The 17,917-nt window shown below is 69.9% G+C and carries 21 protein-coding genes; 8 read left to right on the top strand and 13 right to left on the bottom strand.

Annotated elements, in window-relative coordinates:
* Positions 1 to 29 precede the first annotated feature (29 nt).
* The 3 genes from tuf to ACIQ7Q_RS08750 form a co-directional block, all read right to left on the bottom strand.
* A complete protein-coding gene (gene tuf / locus ACIQ7Q_RS08760; protein WP_403858073.1) occupies positions 30 to 1,199 on the bottom strand; it encodes an elongation factor Tu in 1,170 nt (389 codons plus the stop codon).
* 95 nt (positions 1,200 to 1,294) lie between these two features.
* Positions 1,295 to 1,465: a hypothetical protein gene (locus ACIQ7Q_RS08755; protein ID WP_403858071.1), complete on the bottom strand. Its 171-nt coding sequence runs from the start codon at positions 1,463 to 1,465 to the stop codon at positions 1,295 to 1,297.
* A 74-nt stretch (positions 1,466 to 1,539) separates the two neighbouring features.
* Complete coding sequence (locus ACIQ7Q_RS08750; protein WP_403858069.1) at positions 1,540 to 2,238, bottom strand: DNA alkylation repair protein; 699 nt, start codon at positions 2,236 to 2,238, stop codon at positions 1,540 to 1,542.
* Positions 2,239 to 2,287: 49 nt separating this feature from the next.
* Here ACIQ7Q_RS08750 and ACIQ7Q_RS08745 point away from each other — a divergent pair, with 49 nt between their 5' ends.
* The 5 genes from ACIQ7Q_RS08745 (at position 2,288) to ACIQ7Q_RS08725 (ending at position 5,948) form a co-directional block, all read left to right on the top strand.
* Complete coding sequence (locus ACIQ7Q_RS08745) at positions 2,288 to 2,998, top strand: TVP38/TMEM64 family protein (RefSeq protein WP_403858067.1); 711 nt, start codon at positions 2,288 to 2,290, stop codon at positions 2,996 to 2,998.
* 222 nt (positions 2,999 to 3,220) lie between these two features.
* Positions 3,221 to 4,093, top strand: coding sequence for an undecaprenyl-diphosphate phosphatase (locus ACIQ7Q_RS08740; protein ID WP_403858065.1), 873 nt, complete (start codon positions 3,221 to 3,223; stop codon positions 4,091 to 4,093).
* Between the two features lie 53 nt (positions 4,094 to 4,146).
* On the top strand, positions 4,147 to 4,323 hold the full coding sequence (locus ACIQ7Q_RS08735; protein WP_403858063.1) for a hypothetical protein: 177 nt from the start codon (positions 4,147 to 4,149) through the stop codon (positions 4,321 to 4,323).
* A gap of 98 nt (positions 4,324 to 4,421) precedes the next feature.
* The gene (locus ACIQ7Q_RS08730) at positions 4,422 to 4,637 is read left to right on the top strand and encodes a hypothetical protein (RefSeq protein ID WP_403858061.1); all 216 of its coding nucleotides are present in this window, start codon (positions 4,422 to 4,424) and stop codon (positions 4,635 to 4,637) included.
* A 156-nt stretch (positions 4,638 to 4,793) separates the two neighbouring features.
* Positions 4,794 to 5,948, top strand: a complete 1,155-nt coding sequence (locus tag ACIQ7Q_RS08725) for a methyltransferase (protein ID WP_403858059.1) — start codon at positions 4,794 to 4,796, stop codon at positions 5,946 to 5,948.
* 89 nt (positions 5,949 to 6,037) lie between these two features.
* On the opposite strand, the gene ACIQ7Q_RS08720 is transcribed toward ACIQ7Q_RS08725, so the two are convergent.
* Complete coding sequence (locus ACIQ7Q_RS08720; protein ID WP_403858057.1) at positions 6,038 to 6,649, bottom strand: flavin reductase family protein; 612 nt, start codon at positions 6,647 to 6,649, stop codon at positions 6,038 to 6,040.
* 89 nt (positions 6,650 to 6,738) lie between these two features.
* Here ACIQ7Q_RS08720 and ACIQ7Q_RS08715 point away from each other — a divergent pair, with 89 nt between their 5' ends.
* Together ACIQ7Q_RS08715 and lnt are read left to right on the top strand one after the other, a co-directional pair.
* The gene (locus ACIQ7Q_RS08715) at positions 6,739 to 7,197 is read left to right on the top strand and encodes a nuclear transport factor 2 family protein (protein ID WP_403858055.1); all 459 of its coding nucleotides are present in this window, start codon (positions 6,739 to 6,741) and stop codon (positions 7,195 to 7,197) included.
* A 93-nt stretch (positions 7,198 to 7,290) separates the two neighbouring features.
* Positions 7,291 to 8,988: an apolipoprotein N-acyltransferase gene (lnt, locus tag ACIQ7Q_RS08710; protein WP_403858053.1), complete on the top strand. Its 1,698-nt coding sequence runs from the start codon at positions 7,291 to 7,293 to the stop codon at positions 8,986 to 8,988.
* Here the strand turns inward: lnt and ACIQ7Q_RS08705 are convergent.
* Positions 8,912 to 9,817, bottom strand: coding sequence for a Gfo/Idh/MocA family protein (locus ACIQ7Q_RS08705; protein ID WP_403858051.1), 906 nt, complete (start codon positions 9,815 to 9,817; stop codon positions 8,912 to 8,914). The two genes, lnt and ACIQ7Q_RS08705, sit on opposite strands and share 77 nt — an antisense overlap.
* Before the next feature lie 249 nt (positions 9,818 to 10,066).
* On the opposite strand from ACIQ7Q_RS08705, the gene ACIQ7Q_RS08700 reads away from it, so the two are divergent.
* A complete protein-coding gene (locus tag ACIQ7Q_RS08700) occupies positions 10,067 to 10,579 on the top strand; it encodes a DinB family protein (protein ID WP_403858049.1) in 513 nt (170 codons plus the stop codon).
* Positions 10,580 to 10,612: 33 nt separating this feature from the next.
* Here ACIQ7Q_RS08700 and ACIQ7Q_RS08695 read toward each other — a convergent pair whose 3' ends face one another.
* From ACIQ7Q_RS08695 to ACIQ7Q_RS08660, 8 genes are all read right to left on the bottom strand, one after another.
* Complete coding sequence (locus ACIQ7Q_RS08695; protein WP_403858047.1) at positions 10,613 to 11,086, bottom strand: hypothetical protein; 474 nt, start codon at positions 11,084 to 11,086, stop codon at positions 10,613 to 10,615.
* A 182-nt stretch (positions 11,087 to 11,268) separates the two neighbouring features.
* Positions 11,269 to 11,952 (bottom strand): uracil-DNA glycosylase, encoded by a 684-nt coding sequence (locus tag ACIQ7Q_RS08690; protein ID WP_403858045.1) that lies wholly within the window; start codon positions 11,950 to 11,952, stop codon positions 11,269 to 11,271.
* A gap of 82 nt (positions 11,953 to 12,034) precedes the next feature.
* Positions 12,035 to 13,612: an ABC transporter substrate-binding protein gene (locus ACIQ7Q_RS08685; RefSeq protein WP_403858043.1), complete on the bottom strand. Its 1,578-nt coding sequence runs from the start codon at positions 13,610 to 13,612 to the stop codon at positions 12,035 to 12,037.
* 127 nt (positions 13,613 to 13,739) lie between these two features.
* The gene (locus ACIQ7Q_RS08680; protein WP_356634300.1) at positions 13,740 to 14,522 is read right to left on the bottom strand and encodes an SDR family oxidoreductase; all 783 of its coding nucleotides are present in this window, start codon (positions 14,520 to 14,522) and stop codon (positions 13,740 to 13,742) included.
* Between the two features lie 17 nt (positions 14,523 to 14,539).
* Complete coding sequence (fabG, locus tag ACIQ7Q_RS08675; protein WP_403858041.1) at positions 14,540 to 15,301, bottom strand: 3-oxoacyl-ACP reductase FabG; 762 nt, start codon at positions 15,299 to 15,301, stop codon at positions 14,540 to 14,542.
* 173 nt (positions 15,302 to 15,474) lie between these two features.
* Positions 15,475 to 15,858 (bottom strand): DUF3037 domain-containing protein, encoded by a 384-nt coding sequence (locus tag ACIQ7Q_RS08670; RefSeq protein ID WP_356634304.1) that lies wholly within the window; start codon positions 15,856 to 15,858, stop codon positions 15,475 to 15,477.
* A complete protein-coding gene (locus tag ACIQ7Q_RS08665; RefSeq protein ID WP_403858039.1) occupies positions 15,855 to 16,709 on the bottom strand; it encodes a HipA family kinase in 855 nt (284 codons plus the stop codon). The genes ACIQ7Q_RS08670 and ACIQ7Q_RS08665 overlap by 4 nt, the downstream gene beginning before the upstream one ends.
* 76 nt (positions 16,710 to 16,785) lie before the next feature.
* Positions 16,786 to 17,916 (bottom strand): tyrosine-type recombinase/integrase, encoded by a 1,131-nt coding sequence (locus ACIQ7Q_RS08660; protein WP_403858037.1) that lies wholly within the window; start codon positions 17,914 to 17,916, stop codon positions 16,786 to 16,788.
* Between the last annotated feature and the right edge of the window lies 1 nt (position 17,917).

Below are 17,917 nucleotides of genomic sequence, written 5' to 3'. Positions count from 1 at the left end.
CCATTGTCCCGCCCCGCGCCCCCGCCCCCTCACAACACGGTCGTCACCGTCCCCGCGCCCACCGTGCGGCCGCCCTCACGGATGGCGAAACCGAGCCCCGGCTCAAGCGGTACCTCCCGTCCGAGGTCGACGGTCACCGTGACCGTGTCGCCCGGCCGTGCCACGCCCACCTCGCCGAGGTCGATGTCGCCGACGACGTCCGCGGTGCGGATGTAGAACTGCGGCCGGTAACCGGTGGAGACCGCGGTGGTCCGGCCGCCCTCGCGGGCGGACAGGACGTAGACCTGCGCGGTGAAGCGCCGGCTGGGGACGACACTGCCCGGCGCCGCGACGACATGCCCGCGCCGCACCTGGTCGCGGTGCAGCCCGCGCAGCAGCAGCGCGACGTTGTCCCCGGCCTCGGCGGACTCCATCGGCTTGCCGAAGGTCTCCAGACCGGTGACGACCGTCTCGGTGTCCGCGCCGAGCACCTCGACGCGGTCGCCGACCCGTACGGTGCCCCGCTCGACGGCGCCGGTGACGACGGTGCCGCGCCCGGTGATGGTGAGGACGTTCTCGACCGGGAGCAGGAACGGCGCGTCCGTGTACCTGACGGGCATCGGGACATAGGTGTCGACGGCGTCGAGCAGCGCTTCCACGGCAGCCGTCCAGCGCGGGTCGCCCTCCAGCGCACGCAGCCCGGACACCCGCACCACAGGTGCCGCGTCGCCGCCGTACCCGTGGGCGGTGAGCAGCTCGCGGATCTCGAGCTCGACGAGGTCGGTCAGCTCGTCGTCGCCGGCGTCCGCCTTGTTGATGGCGACGACGATGTGGTCGACGCCCACTTGGCGGGCGAGCAGCACGTGCTCCGCGGTCTGTGGCATGACGCCGTCGAGCGCCGAGACGACGAGGATCGCCCCGTCGAGCTGCGCGGCGCCGGTGACCATGTTCTTCACGTAGTCGGCGTGGCCCGGCATGTCGACGTGCGCGTAGTGGCGCGTGTCGGTCTCGTACTCGACGTGCGCGATGTTGATGGTGATGCCGCGTTTGGCCTCCTCGGGCGCCCGGTCGATGCGGTCGAAGGGTACGAAGGTGCCGGTGCCCCGGTCGCTGAGGACCTTGGTGATGGCGGCGGTCAGCGTGGTCTTGCCGTGGTCGACGTGGCCCATGGTGCCGATGTTCAGGTGCGGCTTGGTCCGCACGTATGCCGTCTTGGGCATGGCGAGCTGGTTCCTTCCCGGAACTCGAAGTGTGTGGGACCCCTGGGCCTGGCCGACCCTCCCCCTGTGGGGTCCGCCGGAATGTCCGGGAAGGGTCAGCTTCGGGCGCCGTCGAGGAGTGCCGCTGCGGCACCGGCGACGGCGGTCGCGGCAGCGGCGACTGCGGCAGCGGCGACTGCGGCAGCAGCTGCAGCCGCGAGGAATGCGGCAGCCTTCGGCGCGTCCGCGACTGCGGACGGCGCTGCGAGGAAGGCGTACCGGAACATGCGTCGATGATCGCGCACGCCGGGGACCGGGTCGAATGGTTTTCCCGGTGGGCCAGTTCGGCCGCCGGCGTCCGTCAGAGGTGCTTGGTCGCCTCACGGACGGACAGCGGCGAGAGACGGTCGCGTGCTCCCGCGACGAAGTCCCGCACCGCGTCCGGATCGGTCCTGGCGTACTCCCGCAGCGCCCAGCCGATCGCCTTGCGGATGAAGAAGTCGGTGTGGTCGGCCCTGCGCAGGCTGTACTGGAACAGGCGTTGGCTGTCGGTGGCCTGCCGGAAGCGCAGCTGGTGAAGGAGTGCCGTGCGGGCTACCCACAGGTTCTCGTCGTCGATCCACTCGTCCATGACACTCCGCAGAGCCTTGTCCGCGGCGACGAGGGGTCCGACGACATGGACGGCGAGTACGTCGACGGTGTCCCACCAGGGCACCGTCACGACGAGTCGGCGAGCCACCGGCAGGAAGCCGGAGGAGCAGCGGCCGGCATGGCGGCGCAGATAGTCGGCGGCGAAGTAGTGGTACTCGCGTTCGGGCAGGGCCCAGCAGCGCAGCGCGATCGCCGTGCAGTCGGCCTCGGCCGGCCGCGGCGTTCCGTCGAGGACCGTGCGGGACAGCGCGCGGCGCTCGGGAGCGGGGATGCCGAGGAAGGGAGCGACGCCCTTCATGTACGCGGCTGCCTGCGCCGCTCTGGCGGCGTCCGCGGCGGCGGAGTACACGCTCACGAGCCGCTCCATGACGGTGTCGGCGACTTCGCTGCGCGGTACGGCCTGCGTCATACGGCACAGATTACGGCGATCACAGGCGGCTGTCGGTTAGTCTCCCCGAATGTTCGACCCCGTCCCCAGGCCGGCATCCGCTCTCGCCATCCGTTGCACCAGGGCCCTGTTCTCGCCCTGGTCGCGGTTGGCGCTGCTCGCGGTGCTGCTGGCCTCCGCGGCGGTGACGGTCGTGCTGTACGAGCCGCAGAGGCTGCTCTCGGCAGGCTGGCCACCACAGTTGAGCGGTGCGGCGGCCGTGGTGCTGTTCGGTGTCGGCTACGGGGTGTGCACCGCCGCGTTCGTGCCGCGGCCGATCCTGAATCTGGCGGCGGGCGCGCTGTTCGGCTCTCAGGCAGGGCTCGTGGCGGCGATCGCGGGCACGGTGCTGGGGGCCGGAATCGCCTTCACACTGGGCCGGTTGCTCGGCCAGGAGGCGCTGCGGCCACTCCTGCGGGGCCGCTGGCTGAAGGCGGCAGACGGACAGCTCAGCCGGCACGGTTTCCGTTCGATGCTGGCGATCCGGCTGTTCCCAGGGGTGCCGTTCGCCGCGGCCAACTACTGCGCGGCCGTGTCCCGCATGGGCTACCTGCCGTTCCTCCTGGCGACTGGTCTGGGCTCGATCCCCAACACCGCGGCGTACGTTGTGGCCGGCAGCCGGGCCGGCTCGCCGACGTCGCCGGCGTTCCTGATCGCGATGGGCTTCATCGTGGTGACCGGACTGGCGGCGGCCGCGGTCGCCTGGGCCAAGCGCCACCGGCTCCGCGGCGCCGACCACTGACCCGCCACCGGGTCCGCGGCGCCGACCACTGACCCGTCGCCGACCGGTCCTTCGTGACGACGCTGCGGGGCCTCCCGCAGGGCCCCCTACGAGCCCTTCATTTTGGGACGCTACGCTGCCACCCGGCGCCGGCCCGATGACGTACGTGAGTCGTGTCTCACAGGTCATGTGCTTCGCGCGCGTCTGACAGACCGTGATCAGCTCTTGGGTGGCGTAACTTTCATGTCTTGGTTCGAATCGTTCATCCTTGGGCTGGTCCAGGGGCTGACGGAGTTCCTCCCCATCTCCTCCAGCGCGCATCTGCGGCTCACCGCGGCCTTCGCAGGCTGGCACGACCCCGGGGCCGCGTTCACCGCGATCACCCAGATCGGCACGGAGACGGCCGTGCTGATCTACTTCCGCAAGGACATCGCGAGGATCCTCTCGGCCTGGTTCCGCTCGCTCACCGACAAGGCGATGCGCAGCGACCACGACGCCCAGATGGGCTGGTTGGTGATCGTCGGCTCGATCCCGATCGGTGTGCTGGGCATCACGCTCAAGGACCAGATCGAGGGCCCCTTCCGTGATCTGCGGCTCATCGCGACGACCCTGATCGTCATGGGCATCGTCCTCGGCATCGCCGACCGGCTCGCCGCCCGTGACGAGGCGGGCGGCCGGCACCGGGTCGTCAGGGAACGCAAGACGCTCAAGGACCTGAGCGTGCGGGACGGTCTGATCTACGGCGTCTGCCAGGCGATGGCGCTGATCCCGGGCGTCTCCCGCTCGGGTGCGACGATCAGCGGCGGTCTGCTGATGGGCTACACCCGTGAGGCGGCCGCCCGTTACTCGTTCCTGCTGGCGATCCCGGCCGTGCTGGCGTCCGGGCTCTTCGAACTCAAGGACGCGGGCGAGGGACATGTGGCGTGGGGGCCGACCGTCTTCGCGACGATCATCGCCTTCGGAGTGGGCTACGCGGTGATCGCCTGGTTCATGAAATTCATCACTACGAAGAGCTTCATGCCGTTCGTGATCTACCGGATTCTGCTCGGAATCCTGCTGTTCATCCTGGTCGGAACGGATGTGCTGAGCCCGCACGCCGGCGAGTCGGCCGGCTGAGCCGCCCGTTCGAGGGGGCGACGTCCGTCAGAGCCAGGCCGTAGCCTGAAAACATGTCCCCCGTTCCCAGCGAGTCCGAATCCGAAACCACGTCCGCCTCCGAGTTGAACGCACGCATCCGAGAGCTGTGGGCCGACGGCACACTGCCCGAGGACCGGCGTCCGGAGTACGAGGCGCTGGTTGTGGAGTGGGCCGCCGCTGCGCTCGAGGACGTACGACCGGCCGCGTAGGGCCTTCCCCTCCGGCCCTGATCCCCCGGGCCTCGGAAGCTGCGGCCCGGTCCATGGACCGGGCTGCGATCATCTCGCCGTCGGAGCACTCTGGGGGCATGGCCTGGCAGGCACCGATCGTCGTGCACCCGCCGTCGCCGGGAGGCGGGCGGCGCGTCACCGTGCGCGGTGAGATCGTCGGACTGGCCCGCAGTGACAGGGATCTCGTCGAGTTTCTGCGGCGGGCCGGGCTCGAGGACGCGGACATGCTGCTCGACGATCCGCACCTGATCGAATGGCGCGGCGTCGGCGCCCACCACGGCTACGCGGCCTGAGGCACACGGCAACCCCTCACCATGGCTACGCGGCCTGAGGCACACGGCAACCCCGCCACGGCTACGCGGCCGAGGCGTGCGGCACCCCGCTCAGCACCGCTGCGCGGCCCGAGCGCGCGCGGCACCCCGTCCGCGCTCGGCTAGCCTGAGTGCACGATGAACCGTTTGACCACGCCATGGGGCACGTTCGAGCTCGCCCGTTTCCCCGAGGACCCCCGCGACACGCTCCGCGCCTGGGACGCCGCAGACGAGTACCTGCTGCGGCACCTGCACGGCACCGGCGACTCCGCGCCGACGGACCTGTCCGGCACGGTGACCGTCGTCGGCGACCGGTGGGGCGCCCTCGCCACCTCGCTCGCGGCGCACCGCCCCGTGCAGATCACCGATTCGTTCCTCTGCCATGAGGCGACCCGCGGCAATCTGGCGCGCAACGGCCTCGCCGCGGACAGCGTGCGGCTGCTCACCGCGAGGGACACGCCGCCGGATCGCATCGACGTACTTCTGGTGCGGGTGCCCAAGAGTCTCGCCCTGCTCGAGGACCAGCTGCACCGCCTCGCGTCCTCCGTGCATGCGGACACCGTCGTCGTCGGCACGGGCATGGTCACGGAGATCCACACGTCCACGCTCAAGCTGTTCGAGCGCATCCTCGGGCCGACCAGGACGTCACTCGCGGTGAAGAAGGCCCGGCTGATCTTCTGCACCCCCGACCCGAAGCTCGCCCGCGTCACCAGCCCGTGGCCGCTGCGGTATGCCTTGCCGTCCGACATCGGCACGCTCGCGGGCCGCACGGTGACGAACCACGCGGGCATCTTCTGCGCGGAGCGCCTCGACATCGGCACCCGCTTCTTCCTGCGCCATCTGCCGCAGCACAGGGGCCCGGAGCGGGTCGTCGACCTGGGTTGCGGCAACGGGGTGGTCGGCACCGCGGCGGCCCTGGCCAACCCGGACGCGGACCTGACGTTCGTCGACGAGTCGTACTCCGCGGTGGCCTCGGCGAAAGCCACCTTCCACGACAACGTGCCCGGCGGCAAAGCCGAGTTCCTCGTGGGCGACGGGTTGTCCGCCCTCCCCGACGGTTCGGTCGACCGTGTGCTGAACAACCCGCCGTTCCACTCGCACCGGGCGACGACCGACACGGCTGCCCGCCGGATGTTCGCCGACGCACGCCGTGCGCTGTGCGAGGGCGGCGAGCTCTGGGTCGTCGGCAACCGCCACCTCGGGTACCACGTGCGGCTGCGGCGGATGTTCGGCAATTGCGAAGTGGTGGCGGGCGACCCGAAGTTCGTCGTCCTGCGGACCGTCAGGACCTGAGGAGCCGACGGCCTCAGGGGCATCAGTCGCTCAGCTCGCCACGCGCTCTGCCGCCGGGCGCTGAACCCGCCGGCTGCCGGCCCGGGCGTTCAGGCCTTGCCCGCCTGCCACCGGGCGTACGGGACACGGGAGATCTCGCGCACCTCGCCCAGCGTGCCCCACTCGTCCTTGCCGAGCCTGGCCAGCGGCGCCAGCCGCGTCACCTCCGGGTGGCCGTCCGCCATGACATCGGGGGCGACCGCGACGTGCACCACTGTGCCGAAGACGACGGTCGAGTCGCCCAGCCGTACGGTGCTGTGCAGTTCGCACTCCAGGGCCACGGGTGACGCCGCGACGCGCGGCGGCCTCACCCGGAGGCTCGGCTCCCTCGCGATGCCGACCGCGTCGAACTCGCTGACCCCACGGGGGAAATCCGTCGCGGTGGCGTTGATCTGCTCGAACAACGGCTCGGGCGCGAAGTTCACCACGAACGAGCCGGTTTCCTCGATGTTGCGCAACGAGTCCTTGCGTCCGACCGAGGTGAACTGGACGACCGGTGGCGCCACGCAGGAGATCGTGAAGAAGGAGTGCGGTGCGAGGTTGTCGGTACCTTCCGCGGACGTGGTGGACACCCAGGCGATGGGCCTGGGCACAACAGTGGCGGTCATCAGCCGGTAGAAGACGTCACGGTCGCAGTGGGCGGGGTCGACATCGATGCGCATGGGTGGAGTATGGCCGGTTGCCGCCACCAGGAGGGTGACGGGTGTGCACGGCTCTTGGCCTGGCACCCCGCCTGCCCGAGACTGACCCGATGACGCAGCGCGTGGATCTCGCGACCGTGATGGACAGGCTGGCCGTCGACGACCTCGTCACCAGCTATGCCGTGGCCGTCGACGACGGCGACTGGAACACCTATCGAGCACTGTTCACCCGGGACGGACGCGCCGACTACCGCGGCTCGGGCGGGATCGAGGGCCCGGCCGCCGAGGTGGCCGAATGGCTTTCGCGGACGATGCGCCTCTTCACCGCTCGTCAGCACCTCATCGTCAACCGGCGGGTGAGCATCCAGGACCTCGGCGGATACCCGGGCGACCGCGCCGAGGTGCGGGCCGACTACATCAATCCGATGCGGCTCGAGTCGGGCGACGACTTCGTCTCGGGCGGTCGCTACGGCTTCGGTCTGGCGCGTACGGACACCGGCTGGCGGCTGCGTTCCGTGGTGATCGAGGAGAAGTGGCGACGGGCGGGTGGGGGGCCGGACGACGCCTGAGGCACAGGAGGCGCACTGTTCGCCCGTGCGGATCCTCGCGCACACTGGTGGTGGACGGCTCGTGGCCCCTTGAGCCGGGCGAGGAGGCGCTCCATGCGGATTCCGGGTGGCCGGCGGGTGCGGCGGACGTGGCACGCGCGGGGGCGCGGGCACGGTGCCGGACCCGGCCAGGCACTGCGGCGCAGGCAGGGGCCCCGGCAGCATGCCGGGCAGCCACCGGGACTCCTGCGTTCGCGGCGAGCCCGCGGCGCCGCGGCAGTTGCCGCCGGGGCCCTGCCGTCGCTCGCCTTCCCGGAGCCGTCGCTGTGGTGGTTCGCCTATCTGGCCCTGGCCCCGTGGATGCTCCTGCTGCGTACGGCGCCGTCTGCTCGCCGAGCGGCGGTGGAGGGATGGCTCGGCGGCGCCGGTTTCATGATCACCGTGCACCATTGGCTGCTGCCGAGCCTGCATGTGTTCCTTGTTGTGCTGGCCGCGTTCCTGGGGCTGTTGTGGGCGCCCTGGGGCGCGCTGGTGCGGTCGATGCTCGGTGGAACACCGTCCACGGCTCGCGCTGCGGCCGCCGTCGCGGTGGTCCCGGCCGGCTGGCTCATGATCGAGCTGGCCCGGTCGTGGGAGGGGCTCGGCGGGCCGTGGGGTCTGCTGGGCGCCAGCCAGTGGGAGGTGCCGCCCGCCCTGCGGCTCGCGTCCGTGGGCGGCGTATGGCTGGTGAGCCTGCTGGTGGTCGCGGTCAACACGGTGGCGGTGCTGTTGGCGGCGGTCCGCAGTTCCCGGGTGCCGGCGGTTGCGGGCACGGCTCTGTGCGCGACGACGTTGGCCTCCGCGTGGCTCTGGGCGCCTCAGCCGCAGGAGTCGGGGCGGGCCCGGATCGCGGTGGTCCAGCCCGGCGTCGTCGGTGGCATCGGGAGCGTGGAGCGGCGCTTCGACCGGGGCGAGCAGCTCACGCGCGAGCTGGCGGGCCGCGATCTCGACCTGGTGGTGTGGGGCGAGAGCAGCGTCGGGGCGGATCTCGGGCTCCGGCCGGATCTCGCGGAGCGCCTTGCGGCCCTGTCGCGTGAGGTGGGGGCACCGGTCCTCGTCAACGTGGACGCGCGGAGCGAGGGCGCGTCGGGCCCGGCCGGTATCTACAAGAGCTCGATGCTCGTCGGCCCGGAGGGCCTGACCGGGGACCGGTACGACAAGATGCGGCTCGTCCCCTTCGGGGAGTACATCCCGGCCCGCTCGCTGCTGGGCTGGGTCACGTCGGTCGGCAGAGCCGCGGGTGAGGACCGGCTGCGCGGGCGCACGCCCGTGGTGATGACGCTGCCCGGTGACGGCACCGCTCTGCGGCTGGGCCCGCTGGTGTGCTTCGAGTCGGCGTTCGCGGACATGAGCAGGAGGCTGACCCGGGACGGCGCCCAGGTGCTGGTCGCCCAGTCGGCGACCTCGTCCTTCCAGGACAGCTGGGCTCCCGAGCAGCACGCCTCGTTGGCGGCGCTGCGAGCGGCGGAGAGCGGCCGCCCGACGGTGCACGCCACGCTGACCGGTGTGAGCGCGGTGCACGCGGCGGGGGGCGAACAGGTCGGCGGTCCGCTCGGCACGGACCGCAGCACCGCAGAGGTCTACGCGGTCCCGCTCGTGACCGGCGAGACGCTGTACGTCAGGTACGGCGACTGGCCGGTGTACGCGTCGGCGGCGCTGCTCGTGGCGCTGGGGGCCGCGGGGGGCGTGCGTTCCCTCAGGCGGCCTGCTCCAGGGCCTGCAGCACCACCCTCTCGCACAGCTCGTGAGTCCGCAGGGCGTCCTGTGCGCTGAGTACCCTGCCGGCGCGTACGGCGTCGAGGAACACGTGCACCGACTGCTCGATACCCCGCTGGCGGGCCACGGGCACCCAGTCACCGCGCCGCCGGACGCTGGGCTGGCCCTTGTGGTCGACGATCTCCGCGAGATTGCGGACCTCGCGCTTCGACTCCTGCCCGGACACCTCGAGAATCTCCTCGGTCGAGCCGCTCATACGGTTCATGGTGCCGATGGCCGTGAAGCCGTCACCGGAGAGCTGGAGGACGACGTGGTGCATCAGCCCGTCGACGATGCGCGCCCGCACATCGGTGTGTTCGACGGGGCCCGGGACCAGGAAGCGCAGGGTGTCGACGACGTGGATGAAGTCGTCGAGGACGAGTGTGCGCGGGTCCTCGGGGAGGCCGACACGGTTCTTCTGCATCAGGATCAGGTCCCGCGGGTGCTCGATGCACTGGGCGTAGCCGGGGGCGAGCCTGCGGTTGAAGCCGACGGCAAGGGCGGTGCCGCGCTCCTCCGCGAGCGCCACCAGCCGCTCGGACTCGGCCAGTTCGTACGAAAGGGGCTTGTCGACATAGGTCGCGACGCCTGCCTCGAGCAGCCGGGAGACGATCTCGGCGTGTGCCGAGGTCGGCGCGTGGACGAAAGCCGCGTCGAGGCCCTCGGCGAGGAGTGCGTCGAGGTCGCTGTGGCAGCGCCCGGCGGGGAGGTGGTGCGTCTCCGCGGTGCGGATCAGGGTGGCCGGCGTCCGGGTCTGCAGGTGCAGTTCGACTCCGGGCAGGGTGGTGAGCACCGGCAGGTACGCCTTCTGCGCGATGTCGCCGAGCCCGATGCAGCCGACCTTCACTGTGTCCCCCTCGCCTGCCCGACCGGCGGGTGCCGAGCCGGCTGTCTTTCGTGCGCGCCCGTTTTCGAGTGCGCCGACGTGCGCACCCGTTTCCGTGTGCGCCGACTGTGCTCCGGCAGCATACGTGCGCCTCGGTGGACGTCGGCCCGATGATGCCGTCGAAGGTCGGAGGCACCGGCCCTCCTGTCTGCTCCGGAGAAGCGAATAAGGCATGGCAGTGCGGGGCGCCGGTGCTCCAAGATGATCGTCATGACTACCGACGTACGTACCGAGCCGTCCACGACCGCGTCCGAACTCGACATGCTCACAGGGTTCTTGGACTACCACCGCGAGACTTTGATCATGAAGTGCGAGGGACTGGACGACGCACAGCTGCGCACACCGTCGCTGGCGCCGTCCGAGCTCACGCTCATGGGTCTCGTACGCCACCTCGCCGAGGTCGAACGCTACTGGTTCCGCGAGATCATGGACGACGAGGACCTCCCGGACCTCTACTCCACCGAGCAGGACCTGGACGGGGACTTCCACGTCACGGACCAGGACACCTGGGCCGAGGCGCACGCGACCTGGCTCGCGCAGGTCGCGGACGCCCGCATGGTCACTGCCTCCCACGGTCTCGACGACGTGAGCGCGTCGCTCAGCCGCAGCGGCAAACGGTTCAGCCTGCGCTGGATCCTCACTCACATGATCGAGGAGTACGCGCGCCACAACGGCCACGCCGACCTTCTGCGCGAGCACATCGACGGCGCGACGGGCGAGTGACGACGACCGCGTCCGGTCAGCCGGTCAGCCCCGTCAGCCGGTTCGCAGCGCGCGCTCCAGCCGGTCGATGGCGGCGCGGAGGCCATGGCCGTATCCGTCGTCCACCAGGGCGTCCGTCGACGCGCGGGCCCGCTCCAGGTGGCAGCGCGCTTCGGCCGGACGGTGCAGTTTGACGTAGTCCGCCGCGAGATTGAGGTGGAGCGAGGGGTAGAGGGCCCGCACCGCGAGGGCCTGCGGGTACCGGCCGAGCCGCTCCTCGCTCAGTCCGTCGGCCACCGACAGGGCACGCAGATCCCACGCCAGTTCGTCCGCGGGGTCGTCCTGCACATCCGCCATGCAGTGGGCGAGGGTGCAGCGGTGCAACGCGTCCCCGTGCTCCCCGATCTCCGCCCAGAGCAGCGCGAAGCGGTTGCGGGCCTCCTCGCGGTCGCCACCGTGCAGGAGCATCATCGCCTGACCGATCCGGGTCATGACGACATCCTCGGGCGCCTCCTGCTGCTCCATCACTGTGGCCTCCTCGTCGACACGGCGAAGCGCGGATGTCCTTGATCCCCGACGCTAGCCGTCACCGAGGACAATCCCCCACAGGCTCGGGCACGTGCCCGAGCCTGTCAGCCGGGTGCGCGAAACGACACGCGAAAACGGTGTGTGAGAACTTCCCGCGCATTCGACACGCGACAGACGCGGTGCTAGCCGATGTCGGGGATCCGCCAGTCGATGGGCTCGTGCCCCTGGGCCGCCACCGCCTCGTTGATCTGGGTGAACGGACGGGAGCCGAAGAATTTCTTCGCGGACAGCGGCGAGGGGTGCGCCCCCTTCACGACCGCGTGCCGCTCCTCGTCGATGAGCGGCAGCTTCTTCTGCGCGTAGTTGCCCCAGAGGACGAAGACCGCCGGGTCGGGCCGGGACGCCACCGCGCGGATCACCGCGTCGGTGACCTTCTCCCAGCCTTTGCCCTTGTGCGAGTTGGCCTCGCCGGCCCGGACGGTGAGCACCGCGTTGAGCAGGAGGACGCCCTGCTGCGCCCACGGCATCAGATAGCCGTTGTCCGGGACGGGGTGCCCCAGCTCGCTCTGCATCTCCTTGTAGATGTTCCGCAAGGAGGGCGGGGTCTTGACGCCCGGACGCACGGAGAAGCAGAGGCCGTGCCCCTGGCCCTCTCCGTGATACGGGTCCTGTCCGAGGATCAACACCTTCACCCGGTCGTACGGCGTGGCCTCGAGCGCGGCGAAGACCTCCGCGCTCGGCGGGTACACCGGTCCGTTCGCCCGCTCCTTCTCGACGAACTCGGTGAGCTCCTTGAAGTAGGGCTTCTGCAGCTCCTCGCCGAGAACGCCGCGCCAGGACTCGGGCAGCATGTCGGTGTCGGTCACGTCAACAACCTCCGGTGAATGGTCAGTTCCGAGATCTCGGATCCGAGATCTCAGAACCTACCCGGCGGCACTGACAGGCGGCCTACCAGCTGGCCTTGCGGTGCAGCTCCCAGACCTGCATGACGGTCTGCGGATCGAGGGCGCGCTCACCGCCGGCGATCTCCTCGCTGGCCGCCACGTACAGCTTGCCCTGCCACAGCGGCAGCAGGCGAACATCGTCGACGAGGATCTCCTGGGCCCGCTCGAACTGCTTGGTGACGGCTCCGCGGTCGCTCTCGCGCCGGGACTGCACCAGCTGCTCGGAGATCTCGGGCGCCTCGTACGGGGTGCCGAGGACGTTGTTCGGTCCGACGAACGGCGCGATGAAGTTGTCCGGGTCCGGGAAGTCCGGGAACCAGCCTCGGCCGAAGACGGGGTACTGCCCGTTCTGGTAGCCCTTCTGGAAGTCCGCCCACGGCTTGCCCTGGAGCGTGATCCTGAACAGGCCGGTGGCCTCGAGCTGCCGCTTGAGCTCGGCGAACTCCGGTTCCGTCGCGGAACCGTACCGGTCGGTGGTGTACCAGAACGTCAGCGCGACCGGCTCGGTGATCCCCGCGCCGGTGAGGATCTCCTCCGCCTTGGTCACGTTCGGCTCGCCGAACCGGTCGAAGAACTCGGTCGTGTGCCCGGCGATGCCCTTGGGCACCATCGAGTACAGCGGTTCCGCCGTGCCCTTGTAGACCTTCTCGACGAGCGCTCCGCGGTCGACGATCTGCGCGATCGCGCGGCGCACGGCCAGCTTGCCGGCGTTCGGGTCTGCAGGGTTGAAGACGAGGTAGCGGATGTCGGCGCCGACGGTCTCGACGAGCTGGAGATGGTCGTTCTCGGGCTTCTTCTCCTGAAGCTCCACGACCTGCTCCGCGGTCAGACCACGGTTGATCGCGTCGATCTCGTGTTCCTTCAGCGCCGTCATCATGACGCCGGAGTCGCCGTAGTAGCGGATGGTGACCGCATCGTTCTTGATCTTCGCGAAGCCCTTGTAGTTGGCGAAGCGGGTGAGCTCCGCCCGGTCGCCCTTCTTGTACGACTCCAGGGCGTACGGGCCGGAGCCCGTCAGCTTGCCGTCGTCGCGAAGCTTGTCGGCCGGGTACTCGGAGGGCGGCACGATCGACATGGCCGGCGTGGCCAGGATGAACGGGAACGTCGCGTCGGACGTCTTGAGACGGAACGTGACGATGCGGTCGCCGGTCGTCTCGACCTTGTCGAGCGCACCCAGCAGGCCCTTGGGACCGCCGGCGACATCGATGGTCCTGATGCGGTCGATGGAGTGCTTCACCGCGGCGGCGTCCAGCTTGTCACCGTTGGTGAAGGTCAGACCCTCGTGCAGCTCGCACTCGAAGACCTTGTTGCTGCCGGTGTCCGTGAAGCGGCAGTCGGCGGCGTCCGGCTGCGGAGTGGTGCTCCCTGTCGGGAAGCTGACCAGGGTCTGGAAGACGTTCCGGTACAGCTCCCACGAGCCGTCCCAGGCAGCGGCCGGGTCGAGAGTGCTCGGCTCGCTCGTCGTGCCGACGGAGATCTTCTGTTCGCCTTCGGCGTCCTCGTCCGAGAAAAGACCGCATCCCGCCAGCAGAGATATGGACGCTAGGGCTGCAGCGGCCTGCAGACAGGTCCGGTAGAACACGTGCACGCTCCTCGTTCAGCCATGGGTCGGCGAACCATACCGCAGTGCCCCGCCGGGTCAACGTGGTGGCCCGGCGGGGCACTTGGATCATTCAGGAACAAACCGCCTCACGACGGTCCGCTGGGCGTCAGTGCACGCCCGCGTTGAGGAAGATACCGCCGTCCACGACGAGCGTCTGCCCCGTGATCCAGTCCGACTGCGCGGAGGTCAGGAAAGCCGCCGCGCCGCCGATGTCCTCGGGCACACCGAGCCGTCCCAGCGGGTAGGCCGCCGCCGCCTCGGCCTCACGGCCCTCGTACAGCGCCTCGGCGAACTTCGTCTTGATCACCGCGGGGGCGATGGCGTTGACCCGGACGACCGGCGCGAACTCGTGCGCCAGCTGGAGGGTCAGGTTGACCATGGCCGCCTTGCTCATTCCGTACGCCCCGATGAACGGGGACGCTGAGACGCCGGCGACGGACGCGATGTTCACGATCGCACCGCCGTTCTCCTTCTGCCAGGCCTTCCACGTCTGCTGGGCGAAGCCCAGCGCGGAGATAACGTTGGTCTCGTAGACCTTCCGCGCCACGTTCAGGTCCAGCTCGGCCATGGGGCCGAAGACCGGGTTGGTGCCCGCGTTGTTGATCAGGAAGTCGACGCGACCGAACGCCTCCATGGTGCGTTCGACCGCTGCCGCCTGGTGGGCCTCGTCAGCGGCCTTGCCGGCCACAGCGATGGCCCGGTCCGCGCCCAGCCGCTCCACGGCCTCCTTGAGCGCCTCCTCGCCGCGGCCGGTGATGCACACCCGGTCGCCGCGGGCGACGAGCGCCTCGGCGACGCCGTATCCGATGCCCCTGCTGCCGCCGGTGATCAGCGCGACCTTGCCGCTGTCCGGCGCCTGCTCGGCCCCTGCTGCCTGTGCTGCTGCCATGTCCGTCGTACCCCGATTCAGTTGAGCGGTCCGCCGGCCACGTACATGACCTGGCCCGAGACGAAGCCGGCGTCGTCGCCCGCGAAGAAGGCGATCGCATTCGCGACGTCCTCGGGCCGGCCGACGCGCTGGACGGGGATCTGGGAGGCGGCCGCGGACTGGAAGTCCTCGAATCCCATGCCCACTCGGGCGGCGGTCTGCGCGGTCATCTCGGTGACGATGAAGCCGGGGGCCACGGCATTGGCGGTGATGCCGAACTTGCCGAGCTCCTTGGCGAGGGTCTTGGTGAACCCCTGCAGGCCGGCCTTGACCGCCGCGTAGTTGGCCTGGCCGCGGTTGCCGAGCGCCGAGGACGACGAGAGGGAGACAACACGACCGAAGCCGGCGTCCACCATGTGCTTCTGGCAGGCCTTGGCCATCAGGAAGGCGCCCTTGAGGTGCACATTGATCACGGTGTCCCAGTCGGACTCGCTCATCTTGAAGAGCAGGTTGTCGCGGAGCACACCGGCGTTGTTGACGAGAATCGTCGGCGGGCCGAGCTCGGCCGCCACCCGGGCCACCGCGGCCTCCACCTGCCCGGCGTCCGAGACGTCGCAGCCCACCGCCAGGGCCTTGCCGCCGGCCGCGGTGATCTTCTCCACGGTGTCCTTGCAGGCCGCCTCGTCGAGGTCGAGTACGGCTACGGCGCGGCCCTCGGCCGCGAGCCTGACCGCGGTGGCGGCGCCAATGCCGCGTGCGGCCCCGGTGACGACAGCCACACGCTGCTCGGTGGTGGACATTCTGGTTCTCCTCGCCCTTGAAGCCCGTCAATCCTGTGCCGGCGACCGCTCACGGCTCCTTCGCTGAGCAACCGCTTAGTACCTTCGGCAGACAGGACGCTAGAAGCCCTGGCACTCGGTGTCAACGGCACCGCGGATCAACGGCGCATGTCACACCGATCGCTTGTGGCTCCTCATCGCACCAGCAGGTCGAGCAGCCGCTCCACCTCCGCCTCCGGATCGAGCGTGAGCCCGGTGTGCACCGGCCCCGGCTGCACGACCGTGGAGCGCGGCGCGATGAGCCACCGGAAGCGGCGGCCGGCGTCGTCGCGGGCGGCCTGCCCGGCGTCCTCTCCGCCGAGGCAGACGCCCTCGACCGCATGCAGGGCGGCCCGTACGCCGGTCACGTCCGCCTGCGGGTCGAGCGCCCTCAGCTTGGTCTCGTCCAGATGGGTGCGGGCAGCCACGAAGGACTTCGCGCGGCAGTAGACCACCACGCCCGCGTTGAAGCACTCCCCGCGCTCGACCCGCGGGACCACGCGCAGCAGGGCGTACTCGAAAACGTCGCGGTCGCTCACTGGGCGGTGTCCTTCGTGCTCTGCTTCGTCGGGTGCGGCCACGGGGCCAGGTGGTCGGTCAGCCAGCCCGGTGCCTGGGAAGGCCTGGACTTCGTGGGGGCGCCGAGGGTGATGCGCTCGTGGATGGTGGCGGCGCGCGGCAGCAGAGCCTCCACGTACGAAAGGCGCAGGGCGTCCGTCGAGTCGAAGCCCGGCTCGTCGACCAGCCACTCGCCGGGTACCTCCGCGGTGATCTCGGTGAGCAGCTCCTCGGTCACCAGCGGCGCGAGTTGGGCGGCGGCAGCGGCGACATCGGGGCCGAAACGGGCGAGCGCGTGGTCGGAGGCGTCGTACGGCTTGGCGGCGGAGGCGGCGGCGCCCGGCCAGTTGTGGTGCCAGATCATCGTGGCTCCGTGGTCGATCAGCCACAGGTCCCCGTGCCACACCAGCATGTTGGGGTTGCGCCACGAGCGGTCCACGTTGTTGATCAGCGCGTCGAACCAGACGACTTTGCCGGCCTCCGCCGGGTCCACCTCGTAGGCGAGCGGATCGAAGCCGAGCGAGCCGGGCAGGAAGTCCATGCCCAGGTTGAGACCGCCGCTGGCCTTGAGCAGCTCCTGCACCTCCTGGTCGGGCTCGGAGAGACCGATGACGGGGTCGAGCTGGATGGTGACGAGCTCGGGCACCCGCAGTCCCAGCCGTCGCCCGAGCTGTCCGCAGATCACCTCGGCGACCAGGGTCTTGCGGCCCTGCCCGGCCCCGGTGAACTTCATGACGTACGTGCCGAGATCGTCGGCCTCGACGATCCCGGGGAGCGAGCCGCCTTCACGCAAAGGCGTGACATAGCGGGTCGCTACGACCTCTTCCAGCACTTTCCCAGGCCACCCATCTCTTCAGCCTTACAATCCACGGACGACTTCTCCGGGGCGTAGAGGCAGGAATCACCGGTCAACGGCGCTGGGGAGAATCTGGGGAGTTTCGGCCGGCGAGCCGGTCTCCCCGCTCCCCAAGCAGACGGTCGATGGTGCCGCGCCCCTTGCTGCCAGCTTCCGGCATGAAGTGAGCATAGTAACCGAGGGTGATCGCCGGCGAGGAGTGTCCGAGCCACCGAGCCAGGGTCACGACGGACTCTCCGGCTTCCAGCATGATCGAGGCGTAGGTGTGCCGAAGCACGTGGAAACCGTCCTTCGGGGCCGCCGCCCACTGCCAGGCTTTCGCCCCCTCGGCACGTGGCGGGATGACGCCGGCCTTCGCCAAGGCTGGCTTCCAGGTGTAGGTGTTCCATGTGTTCACCGCGACGGCGTTGCCGAAGCGCGTGGTGAGCAGCAGGGAGGACTTCTTCCTCTCCCCCTCCGGCTTCCCCCACGGCAGCTCCACCTCTACCGGCGGGAACGCTTCGATGTGACGCTTCAGCTCCTCGGCTACCGAGCGGGGCAGATCCACCGTGCGGATCTTCTTCCCCTTCGGCAGGGTGAAGTACAGCCTTCCGTGAATCGCCTGTACTTGGCGCCGAACGTGAAGCAGGCCGCGTTCGTAGTCGACGTCCTCCGGACTGAGCCCGAACACCTCGCCCTGGCGGAGTCCGCACCCCAGGCCGACTACGACGGCGATGCTGCTCCGCTCGTTGATGGCATCGCGGACTCGCAGTGCCGTATCCATCGGCCACGCGTGGCGCTGCTCCCGTGGCGACTTGGGCCACCGCACGGATTTCGCGTGCATCGGGTTGCGCGCGAGGCGCTTGTCGTCGACGGCAGCTTCCAGAATGGAGGAGAGCTCGGACAGGATGCTGCGCTGGTAGTCGACTGACGAGACTGTCGACTCCAACTTGGTTATGAACGCCCGCAGATCCGTTGCGGCGATACTCCTGAGCGGAAGCTGGCCCAGGTGCGGGACGATATGGAGACGCGTTCTCCGCTCCTGACTGTCCTGGGTCTTCGGAGCACCTCCGCGCCCTGGCGCCCAGTGCGTCTCGATGTACTCGGCCAGTGAGCCCTTTCCAACCTGACTGCAGTGCGGGGGCGTTGGTGGGCTTGGGTTGTACGGAACGACGAAGCTCCTGGTAGACGGGTTCTCGACCAAG

Source organism: Streptomyces sp. NPDC096176, from assembly GCF_044763255.1.
In the GTDB taxonomy this organism is placed as follows: Bacteria; Actinomycetota; Actinomycetes; order Streptomycetales; family Streptomycetaceae; genus Streptomyces.
The sequence above is the reverse complement of the archived record's forward strand: the minus strand, read 5'-3'. Positions and strand labels throughout refer to the sequence as shown.

Coding starts and splice junctions, on each gene's coding strand:
- tuf (WP_403858073.1), bottom strand. CDS start 1,199: ATGCCCAAGACGGCATACGTGCGGACCAAGCCGCACCTGAACATCGGC.
- ACIQ7Q_RS08755 (WP_403858071.1), bottom strand. CDS start 1,465: ATGTTCCGGTACGCCTTCCTCGCAGCGCCGTCCGCAGTCGCGGACGCG.
- ACIQ7Q_RS08750 (WP_403858069.1), bottom strand. CDS start 2,238: ATGACGCAGGCCGTACCGCGCAGCGAAGTCGCCGACACCGTCATGGAG.
- ACIQ7Q_RS08745 (WP_403858067.1), top strand. CDS start 2,288: ATGTTCGACCCCGTCCCCAGGCCGGCATCCGCTCTCGCCATCCGTTGC.
- ACIQ7Q_RS08740 (WP_403858065.1), top strand. CDS start 3,221: ATGTCTTGGTTCGAATCGTTCATCCTTGGGCTGGTCCAGGGGCTGACG.
- ACIQ7Q_RS08735 (WP_403858063.1), top strand. CDS start 4,147: ATGTCCCCCGTTCCCAGCGAGTCCGAATCCGAAACCACGTCCGCCTCC.
- ACIQ7Q_RS08730 (WP_403858061.1), top strand. CDS start 4,422: ATGGCCTGGCAGGCACCGATCGTCGTGCACCCGCCGTCGCCGGGAGGC.
- ACIQ7Q_RS08725 (WP_403858059.1), top strand. CDS start 4,794: ATGAACCGTTTGACCACGCCATGGGGCACGTTCGAGCTCGCCCGTTTC.
- ACIQ7Q_RS08720 (WP_403858057.1), bottom strand. CDS start 6,649: ATGCGCATCGATGTCGACCCCGCCCACTGCGACCGTGACGTCTTCTAC.
- ACIQ7Q_RS08715 (WP_403858055.1), top strand. CDS start 6,739: ATGACGCAGCGCGTGGATCTCGCGACCGTGATGGACAGGCTGGCCGTC.
- lnt (WP_403858053.1), top strand. CDS start 7,291: ATGCGGATTCCGGGTGGCCGGCGGGTGCGGCGGACGTGGCACGCGCGG.
- ACIQ7Q_RS08700 (WP_403858049.1), top strand. CDS start 10,067: ATGACTACCGACGTACGTACCGAGCCGTCCACGACCGCGTCCGAACTC.
- ACIQ7Q_RS08680 (WP_356634300.1), bottom strand. CDS start 14,522: ATGGCAGCAGCACAGGCAGCAGGGGCCGAGCAGGCGCCGGACAGCGGC.
- fabG (WP_403858041.1), bottom strand. CDS start 15,301: ATGTCCACCACCGAGCAGCGTGTGGCTGTCGTCACCGGGGCCGCACGC.